Annotated in this window: 14 protein-coding genes; 10 read left to right on the top strand and 4 right to left on the bottom strand. The window is 67.4% G+C overall.

Annotation, left to right across the window (positions count from 1 at the left end; translation table 11 throughout):
• Position 1 precedes the first annotated feature (1 nt).
• From ACYU98_RS12225 to ACYU98_RS12235, 3 genes are read left to right on the top strand one after another with little or no spacing between them, the layout of a single operon-like run.
• A complete protein-coding gene (locus tag ACYU98_RS12225) occupies positions 2-931 on the top strand; it encodes an ABC transporter ATP-binding protein (protein WP_460468496.1) in 930 nt (309 codons plus the stop codon).
• Positions 928-2286: an ABC transporter permease gene (locus ACYU98_RS12230; RefSeq protein WP_460468497.1), complete on the top strand. Its 1359-nt coding sequence runs from the start codon at positions 928-930 to the stop codon at positions 2284-2286. The genes ACYU98_RS12225 and ACYU98_RS12230 overlap by 4 nt, the downstream gene beginning before the upstream one ends.
• Positions 2287-2289: 3 nt before the next feature.
• Positions 2290-5040: a bifunctional YncE family protein/alkaline phosphatase family protein gene (locus ACYU98_RS12235; RefSeq protein ID WP_460468498.1), complete on the top strand. Its 2751-nt coding sequence runs from the start codon at positions 2290-2292 to the stop codon at positions 5038-5040.
• 77 nt (positions 5041-5117) lie between these two features.
• On the opposite strand, the gene ACYU98_RS12240 is transcribed toward ACYU98_RS12235, so the two are convergent.
• The 3 genes from ACYU98_RS12240 to ACYU98_RS12250 form a co-directional block, all read right to left on the bottom strand.
• Positions 5118-6938: an MDR family MFS transporter gene (locus ACYU98_RS12240; protein ID WP_460468499.1), complete on the bottom strand. Its 1821-nt coding sequence runs from the start codon at positions 6936-6938 to the stop codon at positions 5118-5120.
• The gene (locus ACYU98_RS12245) at positions 6935-7408 is read right to left on the bottom strand and encodes a MarR family winged helix-turn-helix transcriptional regulator (protein WP_460468500.1); all 474 of its coding nucleotides are present in this window, start codon (positions 7406-7408) and stop codon (positions 6935-6937) included. Before ACYU98_RS12245 ends, ACYU98_RS12240 begins: the two co-directional genes overlap by 4 nt.
• An 87-nt stretch (positions 7409-7495) precedes the next feature.
• Complete coding sequence (locus ACYU98_RS12250; protein WP_460468501.1) at positions 7496-8347, bottom strand: maleylpyruvate isomerase family mycothiol-dependent enzyme; 852 nt, start codon at positions 8345-8347, stop codon at positions 7496-7498.
• A 75-nt stretch (positions 8348-8422) separates the two neighbouring features.
• Here ACYU98_RS12250 and ACYU98_RS12255 point away from each other — a divergent pair, with 75 nt between their 5' ends.
• From ACYU98_RS12255 to ACYU98_RS12270, 4 genes are read left to right on the top strand one after another with little or no spacing between them, the layout of a single operon-like run.
• Entirely contained in the window at positions 8423-9133 is a 711-nt protein-coding gene (locus ACYU98_RS12255; protein WP_460468502.1) for a class I SAM-dependent methyltransferase, read from the top strand.
• The gene (locus tag ACYU98_RS12260; RefSeq protein ID WP_460468503.1) at positions 9130-11121 is read left to right on the top strand and encodes a cytochrome c oxidase assembly protein; all 1992 of its coding nucleotides are present in this window, start codon (positions 9130-9132) and stop codon (positions 11119-11121) included. Before ACYU98_RS12255 ends, ACYU98_RS12260 begins: the two co-directional genes overlap by 4 nt.
• A complete protein-coding gene (locus ACYU98_RS12265; protein WP_460468504.1) occupies positions 11118-11906 on the top strand; it encodes a carbon-nitrogen family hydrolase in 789 nt (262 codons plus the stop codon). The genes ACYU98_RS12260 and ACYU98_RS12265 overlap by 4 nt, the downstream gene beginning before the upstream one ends.
• 50 nt (positions 11907-11956) lie before the next feature.
• A complete protein-coding gene (locus ACYU98_RS12270) occupies positions 11957-13771 on the top strand; it encodes an NHL domain-containing thioredoxin family protein (protein ID WP_460468505.1) in 1815 nt (604 codons plus the stop codon).
• A 145-nt stretch (positions 13772-13916) separates the two neighbouring features.
• On the opposite strand, the gene ACYU98_RS12275 is transcribed toward ACYU98_RS12270, so the two are convergent.
• Positions 13917-15779, bottom strand: coding sequence for an acyl-CoA dehydrogenase (locus tag ACYU98_RS12275; RefSeq protein ID WP_460468506.1), 1863 nt, complete (start codon positions 15777-15779; stop codon positions 13917-13919).
• 103 nt (positions 15780-15882) lie between these two features.
• Here ACYU98_RS12275 and cutA point away from each other — a divergent pair, with 103 nt between their 5' ends.
• From cutA to ACYU98_RS12290, 3 genes are read left to right on the top strand one after another with little or no spacing between them, the layout of a single operon-like run.
• Positions 15883-16203, top strand: coding sequence for a divalent-cation tolerance protein CutA (gene cutA / locus ACYU98_RS12280; protein ID WP_460468507.1), 321 nt, complete (start codon positions 15883-15885; stop codon positions 16201-16203).
• A gap of 8 nt (positions 16204-16211) precedes the next feature.
• Complete coding sequence (locus ACYU98_RS12285) at positions 16212-16655, top strand: Fur family transcriptional regulator (RefSeq protein ID WP_460468508.1); 444 nt, start codon at positions 16212-16214, stop codon at positions 16653-16655.
• 13 nt (positions 16656-16668) lie between these two features.
• Positions 16669-17190, top strand: a complete 522-nt coding sequence (locus ACYU98_RS12290; RefSeq protein WP_460468509.1) for a YbhB/YbcL family Raf kinase inhibitor-like protein — start codon at positions 16669-16671, stop codon at positions 17188-17190.
• The last annotated feature ends 110 nt before the right edge of the window (positions 17191-17300 follow it).

The following is a 17300-nucleotide window of genomic DNA, read 5'->3' on the forward strand; positions in this document are numbered from 1 at the left end:
CGTGAACCAGTTTGCCGCCCGCGCTCGCGGGGTCGCCAAGTATTACGGAGAGATCGTCGCGCTCGACGGCGTCGACCTCGATGTCGAACCGGGCGAGGTCCATGGACTCGTCGGTCCGAACGGTGCCGGCAAGACCACTCTGCTCGGGCTGATGCTCGGTCTCTCGGTCGCCGATCGCGGCACTCTGGAGGTGCTCGGAAGCCCGGTGCGTACGGTGCTGGGCGTCCCGGACGGTGTCGCGGGGTTCGTCGACGCTCCCGGCCTTTACCCCTCGCTGACTGCGCGCGAGAACCTCGCCGCGATCGCCCGCCTGCGCGGCGCCCGCGCGGACATCGATGCCGCGCTTGAGCAGGTCGGGCTGCGCTCGGTCGCCGACGACCGGCTGCGCGGCTTCTCCCTCGGGATGCGCCAGCGGCTCGGTCTCGCCGCCGCCCTCGTCGTCCGTCCCCGGCTGTTGGTGCTCGATGAGCCGTCCAACGGCCTCGACCCGGCCGGCAAGCAGCAGGTGCACCGGGTGATCCGGGAATTGGCGGCGAACGGCGCAGCGGTGATGATCTCCAGCCACCGGATGGATGATCTCGAGGCGCTCTGCCAGCAGGTGAGCGTGCTGAGCGCTGGCCGGATGGTCTTCTCCGGCTCGATCGCAAAGCTCGCCGCGGAGAACGGTGCGTTGGACCACCGCCTGGTCACCTCGGACGCGGCCGCCGCGCGGAGGGCGGCGAACGGGGTCAGCGGCGTGACCGTGATGGCGGGTGGTGCGGCGGCCCCGACCGACCCGGTGGTGGTGCGGGCCGCCGCTCCCGATCTCGATCGGCTGATCCCGGCCTTGGTCGCTGCGGGCGTCGCCGTCCGCGAATTGACCCCCCTCGTCTCGCCGCTGGAGACCGCCTTCCTCAAACTCACCGAGATCGACCAGGAGGTCGGCGGATGACCGTCGCCGAGATGACTCCCACGCAGGCTCCGGCCCGGGCCGCCCGCGGGTTGCCCACCTACCGCTTCGAGATGGACAAGCAACTGAGCCAATGGCGGGTGCGGATGCTCCTCGGGGCCTGCCTGCTCGGCCCGGCACTCTTCGTCGCGGTCGTCAGCAACCAAAGTGCCCTGCCGACCGACACGGTCTTCGGTCGCTGGATGCATGCGACCGGGTGGGCAGGTTCACTGATGCTGCTGACCTTCTGCTGCAACTGGGTGCTGCCCTTGCTGATGTCGGTGGTAGCCGGCGATGTTTTCGCCGCCGAGGACCGGCTGGGCACCTGGCGCCACCTCGTCACCGCCGTGCGCTCCCCGCGCCGGATCTTCGTCGGGAAAGCCGCCGCCACCGTGACCGTGCTGGCCGCGATGACCGTCGCGCTCTGCGTCTCCAGCGTGGTGGGCGGCCTGCTCGCCGTGGGCAACCACCCGCTGGTCGGTCTCGACGGCGCGACCATCGACTCCGGTCACGCGGCGCGACTGGTGTTGCTCGCCTGGTCGTACGTCGGATTCGCGGCGCTGGCGTTCGCCGCCGTCGGCCTGCTGGGATCGGTGCTGTTCGGACGCTCGCCGATGGGCTTGCTGCTGCCCGCCGTGTTCGTGTTCGTCCTGCAACTGGTGCAAATGTTGCCGCTGCCGGTCGCCGTGCGGATGGCGTTGCCGAGCCAGTCGTTCGTCGCCTGGCGTGGACTGTTCACCGACCCCACCCAGACCCGTCCGCTGCTGCTCGGATTCCTGGTCAGCGCGGCGTGGATCGTCGTGCCGACTCTGCTGGCCTACGCCGCCTTCCGGCGGCGCGACTTCACCGACCTGCACTACGACGGATCCGTCGTACGAACCCTGCGTTTCGCCGCGTTGCCCCTTGCCGGTCTGCTCGTGGCAGGTGCGGTGTTGGCGACCCCAAGCGTCGCCGATGCCAGCGGCAGCGGGATCTCGAAGGTCGCCCTGGAGCGCTCGATGGCGACCTCTTTCGCGCATCTCTACCGGATGCAGAGCCGGCAGCTGGGCCACCCCGCGGTCACCGAGCAGCAGTTGCGCTCGGGCGCGACCTGCGACAAGGCCGGGTCGAGCGACAACCAGGGGCCGGGCAACGACTGGCGCTGCGTCGTCACCTGGCACATCCCGGGCGCCACGGTCGTGGGCTCGGCGATCTATCAGCTCGATGTAGCGGCCGAAGGTCGCTACATCGCGGACGGAGATGGTCCGAAGGAAGTCAATGGCTATTTCCCCGTCCCCACCTCCACCGGTGAGGCACCAAATCCCCTCTGGCAGATCGACGGTCTCGCCGACGTGACTGCCCCTTCCCCGAAAGGCTGATCCATGAACGTCCAGCGACAGCGCCGGATCACCGGCACCCATCGTCGCCGCCTGCGACGCACCCTCGCCACCACGGTCGCCCTGACCGTGGCCGGCAGCGGCATCGCGTACGCCTCGAGCGACGTCTTCGGAACCAACCAGGTCGGCAGCGACTACGCCGGCGGACTGCAGGTGTCCGACAACCAGCTGATCAAGCCGATCGGCGATCGGCTCAAAACAGACAACGGCAAGATCATGGGCTCCTCGGTCAGCCCGAACGGTCGGTTCGTCGCGGCCAGCAGCGCCGACAAGAAGGTCGCGCTTCAGATCTTCGACCTGACGTCGTACAAGCTCGTCTGGAGCGCTGGCACCGCCGCTGGCGTGAACCAGAAGTTCAGCGACCTGACGGTCGGCCAGGAGGCGCCGACCTTCTCGCCCGACGGCACCTCGCTGTGGCTGTCGCTGGCGAACTCGGTCGCCCGCTTCCCGGTGAACGCTGACGGCTCGCTGGGCACCCCCACCACCGTGCCCCTCGCCAAGGACGGCGCGAAGTCGGCGCTTCCGGGCAAGGTTGCTTTCTCCGCCGACGGCAACACCGCGTATGTGCCGCTCAACGGCCAGAACAAGGTCGTCGCCCTTGATGCGACGAACGGCTCGGTGCAGCGCAGCTGGGCAGTTGGCATCGCGCCTCGTCAGGTCGCGCTGGTCGGCGATCACCTTTACGTCAGCAACGAGGGCGGTCGCCCGGCCAAGGCCGGCGACACCACGATCAACTCGTACGGCACGGACGTTCCGGCCGACGGATACCTGGGTACCTCGACCAACGGCACCGTCAGTGTCATCGACACCGCGAGCGATGCCGCCCCGTCGTCGATCGATGTCGGGCTGCACCCGACCGCGCTCTACGTGAAGGGCAAGACGCTGTTCGTGGCCAACACGAACAGCGACACCGTCTCGGTGGTCGACACCACGAAGAACGCAGTGGTGCAGACCATCGCGACCCAGCCGTACGCCGCCTCCAAGGTGGGCTACCAGCCCACCTCGATCGCGGTGACCGACGACAACCGGCTGCTGGTGACGCTCAGCCGCGCGAACGCGGTCGCGGTCTACCAGCTCGGCGGCACTCCGCAGGAGCCGGTCAGCGACCTCGGTCTGCTGCCGACCGACTACTACCCCGCCTCGGTCGCGGTGACCGGCGGCAAGGTCGTCGTGACCAACACCCGCGGTATTGACGCTCGCGGCCCGGCGCTCACCTACAACAAGGGCCAGGGGACCACCCCGGCCACCGGCCACGGCACCCACTCCACGACCGCGTCGCTGACCCGGTTCGCGATGCCGGCGACCAAGGAGCTGAAGAACTACACCCGCACGGTCTTCCAGCAGAACGGCTGGGGTAAGAACGACGCGCCGGTCGCTCGCGGGAACAAGCAGGCGGCGGTGCCGGTTCCGGCCCGTGTCGGTGACCCGTCGACCATCAAGCACGTCTTCGTCCTGGTCAAGGAGAACCGCACGTACGACCAGGTTTACGGCGACATGAAGAACGGCAACGGCGACGCGTCGCTCGCGCAGTTCGGCAAGACCGTGACCCCGAACCAGCACGCCCTGGCGAATCAGTTCGGGCTCTACGACAACACCTACGACATCGGCACCAACTCCGCTGAGGGCCACAACTGGTTGATGCAGGGCGACAACCCGGAATACACCGAGTCCAGCGCGGGGCAGTACATCCGCAGCTACGACACCGAGGACGACGTGCTGGGCCACCAGCGCTCGGGCTTCCTGTGGACTTCGGCGATGTCGGCCGGCAACTCCGCCAAGAACTTCGGCGAGTTCCTGCAGTTCGAGCAGAAGCCGGCCGGGGCGACCTGGCAGAAGTACTACTGCGCGGCCAAGAGCGTCGACGAGGGCGGAGATCCCGCCCAGCTGACGACACCGGATCTGAAGACCGACAACTCCTCGCCGATCCCATCGCTGAACAAAATCACGGTGCCGACCGCGCCGAAGTTCGACACGCAGATCCCGGATCTCTATCGATACGGCATTTGGAAGAACGACTTCGAGAAGAACGGTCCGGCCAACCTCAACATGATGTGGCTCTCGAGTGACCACACCGGGGGCACACCGGACCCGCGCGCGCAGGTCGCCGACGGTGACGTGGCGGTCGGCAAGATCGTCGACACGATCTCGCACAGCAAGTTCTGGAAAGACTCCGCGATCTTCGTGGTCGAGGACGACAGCCAGGATGGTGCCGACCACGTCGACGGCCACCGCGCGCCGATCCAGGTCATCAGCCCGTACGCCGCCCACGGCAAGACCGTGAGCACCTTCTACTCGCAGCTGAACATGATCCGCACCATTCAGCAGATCATGGGTGCCGCACCGCTGAACCAGAAGCTCGCGGCTGCGACTCCGATGTTCGATGCGTTCACCCGAAAGCCCGACTTCACACCCTTCACCGCTCGCAAGAACGAGGTGCCGCTCACCGAAGGTGTCGCCACGGCGCCTGCGTGTGGGTCGGACACCGTGGTCGGCGCGGCAGCGAAGCCGGCCATCCCTGCCGCTGCGCAGAGCAATGCCGCGCAGTGGGAACAGTGGCGTCAGCAGCAGAAGTTCACCGGCGCCAACCCAGTGCCTGACTCGGCCAACCCGGCACAGATGAACCGCTACACCTGGTACCAGGCGCACAACTGGACGATCCCTTACCCGGGAGACCCGAAGCTCTACGCCCCGACCCAGGTTCCCGGCGCCTTCGTTCCGAACCCGGACAACGAGTGATCGACGGCTGACCAGACAGCAGACGGCGCCCCTCCCGATCGGGAGGGGCGCCGTCGTGGTTCGGATGGTCGAGCGCGTCAGTCCTGCGTCGCGTGCTTCGGCTCGGTGTGCGATTCCGGGCTGCCCGCGGCGTCGGATCCGGCATCGGATCCGGCGTGCTTCGGCTCGTGGCCGAGCACCGCGGTGGCGCCGCCGCTCACGGCCGCTCCGGCAAGAGCCGGCTCAGCAGCGACGGGTTCGGCGGCAGCTGCCGCGTCGCGTGCGGCCGCACCAGCGGCCGCACCAGCAGCCTTTGCCCGCAGTTCCACCTTCGGCATCAACAGGCTGACCAGGAAGCCAACACCCATGATGATCGCGGCCCACAGGAAGATCGGCGCGATCGCGTCAGCGAAGCCAACCTTGAACGGGTGACCGAGGACGCCGGCCATCTTGTTGATGATCGAGGAGTCGTCCATCACCTTCGCGAAGACACTCGGGTCACCCTGGATGACCTGCTTGTTCAGCGGGTTCTGTAGCAGCGTCGGGTCAGCCTTGACCGCGGCCTGGATGCCGGGGGCAGCCGTCTTGAACGCACCGGAGATCTTGTCGCCGACCGTGCTGAACAGGATCGACAGGAAAATCGCGACACCGAGGGTTCCACCCAGTTGACGGAAGAAGGTCGCGGCCGAGGTGGCCACTCCGATCTCCTGCGGCGGAACGGCGTTCTGCACGATCAGCGTCAGCGGCTGCATGCAGTTTCCGATACCCACACCCAGGATCAGCATGTAGAGCATCACCAGAGCGAGGTTGGTGTCGGCCGAGATGGTCGACAGCAGCAACAGGGCGATGGTGGCGATCGCGGTGCCGATCATCGGGAAGCGACGGATCTTGCCGGTGCGCGCGGTGATCTGGCCCGAGGTCATGGCGGCGCTCATCATGCCGAGCACCATCGGGAGCATCATCAGACCGGACTTCATCGGCGAAGCGCCGTGGACGATCTGCATGTAGAGCGGCAGCACCATCATTCCGCCGAACATCGCCAAACCGACGATGATCGAGGCGACGATCGTGACGTTGACAGCGCGAATGCGGAAGATTCGCGGCGGGATCAGCGCGTCGTTGCCCATCCGGCGTTCGATGACGATGAACGCCAGGACTCCGGCGATACCAATGACGTACGCAGCGATCGAGCGGCCGGAACCCCAGCCCCAGCTGCGGCCCTGTTCGGCGACGGTCAGCAGTGGAACCAGCGCGACGACGAGGGAGGCTGCGCCCCACCAGTCGATGCGAGCTTCGCGGCGCACGTGGTGCAGGTGGAGGGTCCGGCTCACCACGAACAGGGCGAGGATGCCGATCGGAACGTTGACCAGGAACACCCACCGCCAGCCGGAGATGGTGAAGATCTGGTTGGTCTCGGCGAACAGACCGCCGACGACCGGGCCGAGCACAGACGAGGTGGCGAAGACGGCCATGAAGTAACCGGTGTACTTGGCGCGCTCACGCGGAGCGACGATGTCACCGATGATCGCCAAGGCGAGGGTGAACAGACCACCGGCGCCGACACCCTGAACGGCGCGGAAGACGGCCAGCATGGTCATCGAGGTCGAGAACGCACAAGCGAACGACCCGAGGACGAACACGACGATCGCGAACAGGAACAGCTTCTTGCGGCCGTAAAGGTCGCCGAGCTTGCCGTAGATCGGCGTCGCGATGGTTGACGTGATCAGGTAGGCGGTGGTGACCCAGGCCTGCATGGAAAGGCCGTGCAGGTCGTCACCGATGGTGCGGATCGCCGTGGAGACGATCGTCTGATCGAGGGCGGCGAGGAACATACCCAACAGCAGCCCGGTGAGGATCCGCAAGATCTGGCTGTGGGTGTATTCACCGTCGACCTTGACCGCGGGAGCGGTTGTGGTCATTGCTCTTCCTTTCGAGAAGATGTGTTTCGTTCGAGTTCGTGGTTGAGCGATTCACCGAATCGCTTGAGGTGGCGGGAGAACTCCGCCGCTTCGGCGGTGTTCCAACCGGACAGCAGGTTCAGGAACCAGTCGGTGCGGGCCTCGCGCACGGCCTCCAGGGCTTCCTTGCCCTCAGCGGTCAACTGCACCATTTGGGCGCGACCGTCGTCGGGATCGGCGATCTTCTCGACCATGCCGTCCGCGCTCAACTGGCTGATCTGCCTGCTGACGGTGGAGACGTCGGAGTGGATGCAGTGGGCGATGGTCGAAACCCGCTGCGGGCCTTCCTTGAGAGTGATCAACGCCGGATAGACGGCGTGATCGAGGGTCGGGCTGAACCGCGGAGCGACGTGTTTGACGGCCGAGATCCGCTTCACCACGTGGACGAGGTCGGTGGCGACTTCACCCGCGACCTCGCGACTGATGGTCATGGAGGCTCCAATCGGTTGTTTGCGACAAGCAACTATATGAATAGTTGAGCGGTGCAAGCAAATCGACGGAGCGTGATCTGCGCTACGTCAGGGGGTGATAGCCAACGCATCCAACAGGGCCACGGCCACGTCGGCGTCGCCTTCCACGTGATAGCGCAGGTCAGCGGTCGAAACTCGGCCGGCTCCGCGCCGGGTCAGCGCCTCCGTCGTCAGCCGGATGGTCGTCACATCGCCCTCCACCCCGGCGTCGTGGGGCTCGCCGCTGAACAGCGCTTCGCCGTACGGTTTCCCGTCCTTGGACACGATCCGCACGCCGCCGCGCGCTTGGACGGGGCCGGTCGCCTCGATGATCACCGTGGTGCCGACCGGCAGCTTCGCCACCTTCACTGCGCGCGGCGCGACAGCATCAAGAACCTGCTGGGTGAAAGCCGCGGCGCCGGGCGAATCGAGGTTGCCGGGGCGGTCCAGGGCCTCGCGGATGTCCTGCTCGTGACACCAGATGTCGATGACCCGGATGAAGACGGAGTCGCGCGCGGGCCGCTCACCGGCCGGGCCGGGCACGAGTTGGTCGGGGTCCACCAACAGTTCGTGGAAGTGGGCCAATCGCGCGGGAAGCAGCTCCTGCAGTTCGCGGACGACCTCGGCGCCCGGCGTCGACCGCCGCGCTTCTACGTGGGTTTCCATGAACGCGCCGAACTCGTTCTTGATCCACGGGTGCTGGGGCACCTCGATGTCGGGGGCGGGAGCGCCGCCGAGGGTCGATTCTAGTCCGACCACGTGTGAGATCTGGTCCTTCACCGTCCACCCCGGGCACTGCGTCGGGGTGTCGAAATCCGCGTCGTGGCAGGTCAGCCCCAGCTCGAGCACGGCTTGCGTCGTGTTGCTGTAGGCCTCGATCAGTCGGGACAACTCGGTTGGGGCTGCGGGATGGGTGGCCATGGTCCCACCGTACGGGGCCTGGCCCCTGCCGACGAGACGTCGAGCGGGTGCGAAGTGCCCGCGTACGCTGGCCGGGTGGGTGTGCTCTCCAACGATCCGGCGTCGCTGACGCAGCAATACGGCACGACCGATCGGCTGCGCACGCGCACCGCGGTCTGGCGTGACACCGCCGACGGTCGCAACCCGCGACGCGCGGCGCTCGCTGCCGTCGTCCGCGCCAAGCCCACCTCCTTTGTTGAGATCGGTTGCGGCACTGGCGAGTTCGCCCGCGAGGTGCAAGACGCCTTGCCGGCCGCCCGGGTGATCGCGACCGACGCCTCCGAGGCGATGGTGCTCGCGACAGCCGACAAGGGCGTCGTTGCGCAGGTCTCGCGGGCCGACGACCTGCCGTTCGACGACGACACCTTTGACGCGGCGTACGCGGGGTGGATGCTCTACCACGTGCCCGACGTCGAAGCGGCGGTCGCCGAGATCCGTCGGGTGGTGCGCCCCGGTGGCGTGTTCGTGGCTGCCACGAACGGCGACGACCACCTGGCCGACCTGTTGACCGCGGCCGGCGGCGACCGCCTGGTCACCGGCTTCAGTTCGCAGAACGGTGCGGCGGCCCTGCAGCGCCACTTCGCCGACGTGACCCGCGAGGACTTCGCGTCGCGCGCTCAATTCGACGACCACGCATCGGCCGTGGCCTACCTCGCGACCTACCGCGAGGACCTCGCCGCAGGACTGCCCGAGTTCGAGGGTCCGCGCGGCTACGCGGGCGAAGCCACCGTCTTCATCGCGCGATGAATCAGCAGTCCGCAGCGCCGAGATCGCGCCGTCTCATTCCCGTTCTCGTCGTCACGATCGGGGTGATCGTCAGCGCGCTCACGGCTCGGTTCTCGGGAGCCGTCGCGCCGACCGCACTGATCGATCCCGGTCCGTTCGTGCGCTGGGCGATCCCGCTGCTGACCGTGGTCCGCGACCTCAGCGCAGCGCTGACCGTCGGGGCGCTGATGGTCGGTGGCTTGCTGGTCCCGGAGACCACCAAGACCCGTCGACTGGTCACGACGGCCACGATCGCCGCCCGGGCCGGCCTGGTCTGGGCCGTGGTCGGGATCTTCGGGGTCGTGTTGGCCTATGCCGACACCGCCGGCGTCGCAGTGGGTTCGCCCGGATTCTGGACCGGCGTCTGGAACCTCACCTGGGAACTGGAAATCCTGCGCGCCCCCGCGATCTCCGCGATCGCCGCACTGCTGATCGGCGTGTTCTGCTTGCTGCGCCCCGGCCGGGTCGGTCAGGCGTGGGCGTTCCTTGGTTCAGTGCTGGCGTTGTGGCCGATCGCGCTGATCGGCCACGCCGCCGGGAGCGCGGACCACGAGACCGGCGTCGACTCGATGGCCGTCCACCTCGTCTCGGTATCGCTCTGGGTCGGCGGCCTCGCCGCGATCGTGCTGTTGTGGAACCACCTCGGAACCTCCGCCGGGGCAGTGCTCGCCCGCTTCTCCCGGATCGCCACCTGGTGTTATGCCGCGGTCGCGCTGTCGGGGATCCTCGCGGCGACGTTGCGACTGGGCGGCTGGGGTGATCTCGCCACCCGCTACGGCGCGATCCTGATCGCCAAGGCTGTCGCTTTGAGTGCTCTAGGGGTGCTCGGCTACCGCCAACGAACTGCGGTCGTACGCGTGTTGAACCGGGACTCCTCGGACGCCCCGGCGCGCAGCCTGGCCGCTCGTCTTGCCGTCGTCGAACTGTCGATCATGGGGATCGCGGTCGGCCTGGCCACCGCGTTGGCCCGCTCCGAGCCGCCGGTCGCCACCCAGCAATCGACTGACCCAGTCGTCTCTGTCACCGGCTATCCCTCGCCACCGCCGATCAGCCTGCACCAGGTGCTGGCGCAGTGGCGCATCGAGTGGTTGTTCACCGCCCTCGCGCTGGTTGCGGTGGGTGTTTATCTGGTGTGGGTGCGCCGACTCGCGGCGCGCGGCGACCGGTGGCCGATCACTCGTACGATCTCGTGGGTCGCCGGCTGGATCATCTTCGCGCTGGTGCTGGACGGCGGAGCCGGTGTCTACGGCCGGGTGATGTTCTCGGCGCACATGACCGAACACATGATGTTCGCGATGGTGGTGCCGATCTTCCTGGTCCGCGGCGCCGGGGTCACCCTCGCCCTGCGGGCGCTGCCCAAACGGCCCGACAAGACGCTCGGCCCGCGCGAATTGCTGCTCGCCTCGGTGCACTCGCGGGTGTTGAACGTGCTCGCCAACCCGGCCGTGATCAGCGCGATCGTGTTCGGAACGTTGGTGCTCTTCTACTTCACGCCGTGGTTCGAGTTCGCGCTGCGCACCCACACCGGCCACCTCACGATGGTCATCCACTTCATGGTGTCGGGCTATCTGTTCGCCTGGGCATTCGTCGGTATCGACCCCGGCCCGCGCAAGTGGACCCCGCCGCTGCGGCTGTTGGTGTTGCTGATCAGCATCGCGTTCCACTCGTTCTTCGGCGTCGCGCTGATGACCGGAACTCAGTTGCTCGCGGGCGACTTCTTCCATCAGATCGGGCTGTCTTATGTTCCGAGTCTGTTGGTCGACCAGCAGCGCGCCGGAACCATCGCCTGGGGTCTGGGTGAGTTCCCGACGCTGATCATCACGCTGCTGATTGCCTTCGAATGGGTGCGGCGCGACAAGTCCGAGGCCGATCGCCAGGAGCGCAAGGCGCAGCGCGACGGCGACGCCGACCTGAACGCCTACAACGACTACCTCGCGGGCCTGTCCCGCAATGAGCGGAGTGAGCCATGAGGATCGCGGTCATCCAACTGTCGTACGACGACTCGGAGTCGCTCGGCGAGCGCACCGACCGAGTGGTCGGGCTGGTCGAACAGCAGCGCGGCCACGACCTCGTCGTCCTGCCGGAGCTCTGGTCGGCCGGCGGGTTCGATTACCGCGCCTGGTCGGAAAAGGCGCAGTCGCTCGACGGCCTCGTCGCGACCCGTCTGGCTGAGGCCGCTTCCACTATCGGGGCGTACGTCCATGCGGGCTCGATCGTCGAACGCTCGGCGGAGCCCGGACCCGAGGGCAAGAACCTCTGGAACACCTCGCTGCTGTTCGACCCGTCGGGCTCCCTGATCGCGAGCTACCGCAAGATTCACCGGTTCGGTTTCGCCGGTGGTGAGCCGAAGCTGATGGAGGCCGGAGCTGACCTGGTCACGGCCGAGGTCGAGGGTGTCCCGGTGGGGCTGACGACCTGTTACGACCTGCGCTTCCCAGAGCTCTATCGCGCTTATGTCGATAGCGGCTCCGAACTCATGCTGATCCCGGCCGCGTGGCCGATGGCTCGGGTCGACGCCTGGCGAATCTTGTTGCAGGCCAGGGCGATCGAGAACCAGACCTGGGTGGTCGCCTGCAATACGGCCGGCACCCACGCCGGAACGACGATGGGTGGCCGCTCGGCGGTCATCGACCCCACCGGCGAGGTGATCGCCGTGGCCGGGGACGGGCAGGAAGTGCTGTCGGTCGAGATCGACCCCGGCGCCGTACGCGCTGCGCGTGCAGCGTTCCCGGTGTTGACTGACCGCCGGCTCTGAGCCGCTCCCTCACTGGTGGGGGCGCCGAGCCGGCGGCGTAATCTCGGCGAGTGACCCGTCTGCGTGCCCCGGAACTGCTCGGTCGACGCTGGTTGAACACCGGCGGACGTGACCTCACCCTCACCGAGTTGCGCGGCAAGGTGGTGGTCCTCGATTTCTGGACCTTCTGTTGCATCAACTGCCTCCACGTCCTGGACGAGCTGCGCCCGCTGGAGGACGAGTTCGGCGACGACCTGGTGATCATCGGCGTCCACTCGCCTAAGTTCGAACACGAGGGGCGGCCGGAGGCGGTCGAGGCGGCCGTCGAGCGCTACGCCGTGCACCACCCGGTGCTCGACGACCCCGAGCTGCAGACCTGGGACGCCTACACCGCTCGGGCGTGGCCGACGCTGGTCGTGATCGACCCCGAGGGTTACATCGTGGGCCAGATGTCGGGCGAGGGTCATGGACCCGGCCTGGCCGATCTCGTACGCGACCAGTTGACCCTGCATGAATCCAAAGGCACGCTGCGTCACGGGAATTCGCCCTACGTTCCGCCGACCGGCGACACGACCGCGCTGCGTTTCCCAGGCAAGGTGCGTGCGCTGCCGGAGGGCGGTTTCGTGGTCAGCGACACCGCCCACCACCAGATCGTCGTTCTCGAGGACGACCTGGTCACGGAGCGGACCCGCATCGGCGGACCCGCGGAGCTCAACGAACCGCAGGGGATCTGTGTCCTGCCGCCCGAGGCGGTCGAGCGACTCGGCTACGACCTGCTGGTGGCCGACACCGTCAACCACCGGATCGTGTCGGTTCGCTTGTCCGACGGTCGAATTCGGGTCGAGGCCGGAACGGGCGAACAGTTGCGTGAGCGGGAGGGGAGCGGCGCCGCGTCGAAGCAGCCGCTCTCGTCGCCGTGGGACATCGCGTGGTGGATTGACCGGGCGATCATCGCGATGGCCGGCACTCATCAGTTGTGGGCTCTACACCTGGGCGCCGACCCGGCCGACAACTCGGTCGCGATCCTGGCCGGCACCAGCGCCGAGGGCCTTCGCGACGGCCTCGCCCACGACGCGTGGCTCGCCCAACCCTCCGGCCTGGCCACCTCGCGGTCCGGCGACAAGGTCTGGATCGCCGACGCTGAGACGTCCGCCCTACGCTCAATCACCTTGACGGACACCGGTTTTGAACTGCAGACGTACGTCGGCGAAGGGCTCTTCGAGTTCGGTTTCGTCGACGGCGACCGCGGCACGGCCCGGATGCAGCACCCGCTCGGGGTGGCCGAGGCGCCCGACGGTTCGGTGCTGGTGGCGGACACCTACAACGGCGCGATTCGCCGTTTCGACCCCGTCACCGCGACCCTGTCGACGGTGCTGACCGGCCTGGCCGAACCCAGTGACGTCCTGGCCGCCGACGACGGAACTGTGGTAGTCGTCGAGTCCGCGGCCCACCGGGTCGACCGGCTTCGACTGCCGGCGTCGGCAGCGGCTCCCGGCCGCACCGGGAGCGTACGCAGGGAGCCGACAGCGCTCGCCGCGGGCCGGGTGGACCTGGTCGTCGACTTCAGCGCGCCGACCGGGCAGAAGCTGGACGATCGCTACGGCGACCCGACCATGCTGATGATCTCCGCGACTCCGCAGTCGCTGCTGCGCTCGGGCGAGGGGAGCCGGCCGGGCCTATCGCGCACCCTCGATCTCGACCCAACTGTTCCCGACGGGGTGTTGCACATCAGCGTGCGGGCCGCGGCGTGTGACGCATCGGGACCGGACGGTGAGGTGCCCGAACACGCGGCCTGCCACCTCTACCAACAGGACTGGGGCATCCCGGTGGTGGTGGGCGACGGGCCGACCGAACTCCGGCTGGCCTTGCGCGGTGTTCAGGCATAAAAAACTCCGCTGATCGGGCCGGGCTATCCGACGGCTCGATCAGCGGAGTTTCATTGAATCTAACGCGGGTCACCGGGTCGGCGTTCCGTGAAACGCCCAATCCGGCAGATTTGTCTCACGAAATGCCCGGTGCGTTGGGTCCCTATCAGAAAGCGTCTTCCGACAGTTCCATCAGCGACAGGTCAGTTGCCTCGAGAATCGCCCGCTCAGCGGAGATACGGGGCAGAACGTTCGCCGCGAAGAACTTCGCCGCCGCGACCTTGCCGGTGTAGAACGCCTCGTCCTTGCCCGCGTCGCCAGCATCGAGACGCGCCTGCGCGACCTCGGCCTGACGCAGCAGCAGCCAGCCGATGACGGTGTCACCGGCGGCCATGAGGAAGCGCGACGCGTTCAGGCCGACCTTGTAGATCGACTTCGGGTCGTTCTTGGGGTCCATCGAGCCCAGGGCGGTCATCGCCAGGTTCTCGACCATGCCCTGCACGTCCTCGATCGCCTTGCCGAGGTATTCGCGCTCCGAGCGCAGTTTGTCGTCGCCCGCGCCACCCTTGGCGGTCTGCATCATCTGCTCGGCCAGCGAGCCCAGCGCGACGAACTGGTCCTTGAGGATCTTGCGGAACAGGAAGTCCTGCGCCTGGATCGCGGTCGTGCCTTCGTACAAGGTGTCGATCTTGGCGTCGCGGATGTACTGCTCAATCGGGTATTCCTGCAGGAAACCCGAACCACCGTACGTCTGCAGGGACTCAGTGCCCAGCAGCACCCACGCGCGCTCGGAACCGACGCCCTTGACGATCGGCAGCAGCAGGTCGTTCAGGCGAACGGCCATCGCGGCGGCGCTGCCGTCGGCGAACTCCTCGGTGCCGGTCGACAACATCTCCTGGTCGACGGTGTCCTGCTGGCTGGCGGTGAACAGCACCAGCGCGCGCAGACCCTCGGAGTAGGCCTTCTGCAACATCAGCGAACGGCGAACGTCGGGGTGGTGGGTGATGGTGACGCGCGGGGCGTCCTTCGCCGGGGTGGTCATGTCGGCGCCCTGGACGCGCTGCTTGGCGTAGTCCAAAGCGTTGAGGTAACCGGTCGAGAGGGTGGCAATCGCCTTGGTGCCGACCAGCATCCGGGCGTGCTCGATGACGCGGAACATCTGGGCGATGCCGTCGTGCTCGTCGCCGAGCAGGGTGCCGATCGCCGGCTCCTTGTCGCCGAAGGTGAGCTCGCAGGTGGTGGACACCTTCAGGCCCATCTTCTTCTCGACGTTGGTGACGTGAACGCCATTGCGCTCGCCCAACTCGCCGGTCTCCACGTCGACGTGGAACTTCGGAACGATGAACAGCGACAGGCCCTTGGTGCCGCTGACGGCACCTTCGGGGCGGGCGAGCACAAAGTGGATGACGTTGTCGGTCATGTCCGACTCACCAGAGGTGATGAACCGCTTGACGCCGGTGATGTGCCAGGTGCCGTCGGCCTGCTGTACGGCCTTGGCGCGGCCTGCACCAACATCGGATCCGGCGTCGGGCTCGGTCAGCACCATGGTGCAGTGCCAGCCCTTCTCGACAACGTGGGTGGCCAGCTTCTTCTGCTCGTCGTTGCCGAGCATGTGCAGCAGGCGGCCGAAGGCATAGGACGCGGCGAACATCGCGATTGCCGGGTTCGCACCCAGCACCATCTCGTTCATGGCCCACTTCAGGCTGGGCGGAGCGACAGTTCCACCCAGCTCCTCGTTGACGTCCACGCTCCAGAAGCCGGAGTCCTGGTAGGCCTTGTAGCTCTTGGCGAACGATTCCGGCATGGTGACGGTCTCGGTCTGCGGGTCATAGACCGGCGGGTTGCGGTCGGCGTCGGCGAACGAGGCAGCGAGGTCGGTCTCGGCCAGGCGCGAGACCTCCTTCAGCATTTCGCGCGCGGTCTCCACATCGACCTCGGCGTACGGGCCGTTGCCCAGGACGTCGCCGCGGCCCAGCACCTCGAAGAGGTTGAACTCGAGGTCCCGCAAATTGCTCTTGTAGTGGCTCAACACGTGCTCCTTCGGTGGTTACCAGTCGGTAGCAAGTCTGCTACTCGTAAGTAGGAAGCGCAACACCAGGGTTCGGGTGGCGGTCGTGGGCACAATGGGGGGCATGGTCGAACTGGTGGAGATCCGCGTCAGTGTGCCGACCACGGGTCTGGCCCGTGACATCGCCGAGGCGCTGGTCGGTGAGCGGCTTGCCGCCTGCGTTCAGGTGATTCCGGAGGTCCAATCGACGTACGCCTGGGAGGGCGGACTCGAGCAGTCGCAGGAGTCGGTGATCACGGTGAAGACCACCGCCGATCGCTTCGACGCGGTTGCTGCCCGGGTTCGCGACATGCACCCCGACGAGGTACCGCAGGTCGTGGCGATGGCGATCGTGCAGGTCGACGCGGCGTACGCCGCCTGGTTGGTGTCGGTGCTTGATGACTGAGGTCCTCAATGACTGACCCTGCGGTCGAGGAGGCCATCGGCCGGCTACGCGCCTGTGGCGAACGCATCACCGTCGCTCGGCGGGCGGTGCTCGAAGTGCTCGCCGGCCACGCCCACCTCGATGCCGACGAGGTGGCGGAGCGGGTGGCGCAGCTGCAACCCGGCGTACACCGGGCGACGATTTATCGGACGCTTCGCTCACTCGTCGAGCAGGGCGTCGTCTCCCACACCCACGTTCCCGACGCGGCCACGATCTATCACCTGCGACAGATGCGTCACGCGCACCTGCAGTGCGCGCGCTGCGGCCGGTTCGCCGACATGCCGCTGGAGTGGTTGGCGCCCCTCGCGCAGCGGATCGACACCGAGTTGGGGTTCACCCTGGACGCGGATCACGCGGCGTTGCTCGGCCTCTGCGCTGACTGCCGAGAAACCCCTGCATCTCAATTCGAGTGACACAGTGGGAACCATGAATTCTCTGGACCGCACCCAGCCCCCGAACCCCTACGACAACCTGCCGGCGCTCCCGTCGTTCGAGCTCACCAGCACCGACGTGACCGACGGTCAGCCGTTGGGCGAAGCGCAGGTCGCGGCAGAGGGGAACACCTCGCCGCAGCTGTCCTGGAGGGGAGCGCCCGAAGGCACGAAGTCGTACGTCGTCACCTGCTTCGATCCCGACGCCCCGACGCCGTCGGGCTTCTGGCACTGGGTTGTTGCCGACATCCCGGCGGACGTGACCTCGCTGGCGGCGGGAATCTCGGTCCTGCCAGGCAACGCTTTCGCGCTGCGCAACGACGGTGGCGAAGCCGGCTTCATGGGCGCCGCGCCGCCGGAAGGCGACGTGTTCCCGCACCGCTACTTCTTCGCCGTCCACGCGGTAGGGCAGGAGAGCCTCGGCATCGACGCCGACGCCTCCCCGGCCGTCTGCTCGTTCAACCTGGCATTCAAGGCGATCGGCCGCGCGGTCATCCACGGGACGTACGAGCACTGACGCACCTCGCGCGTCAATCACGCCGGCCCGACTGACCCCGAACCTGAGCCAGGTATCGCCGATCGGCAAGATGAGGCCGTGCATATCGAACCGGCGTGGGGGCAGTAGTC

The organism is Calidifontibacter terrae, assembly GCF_054778835.1.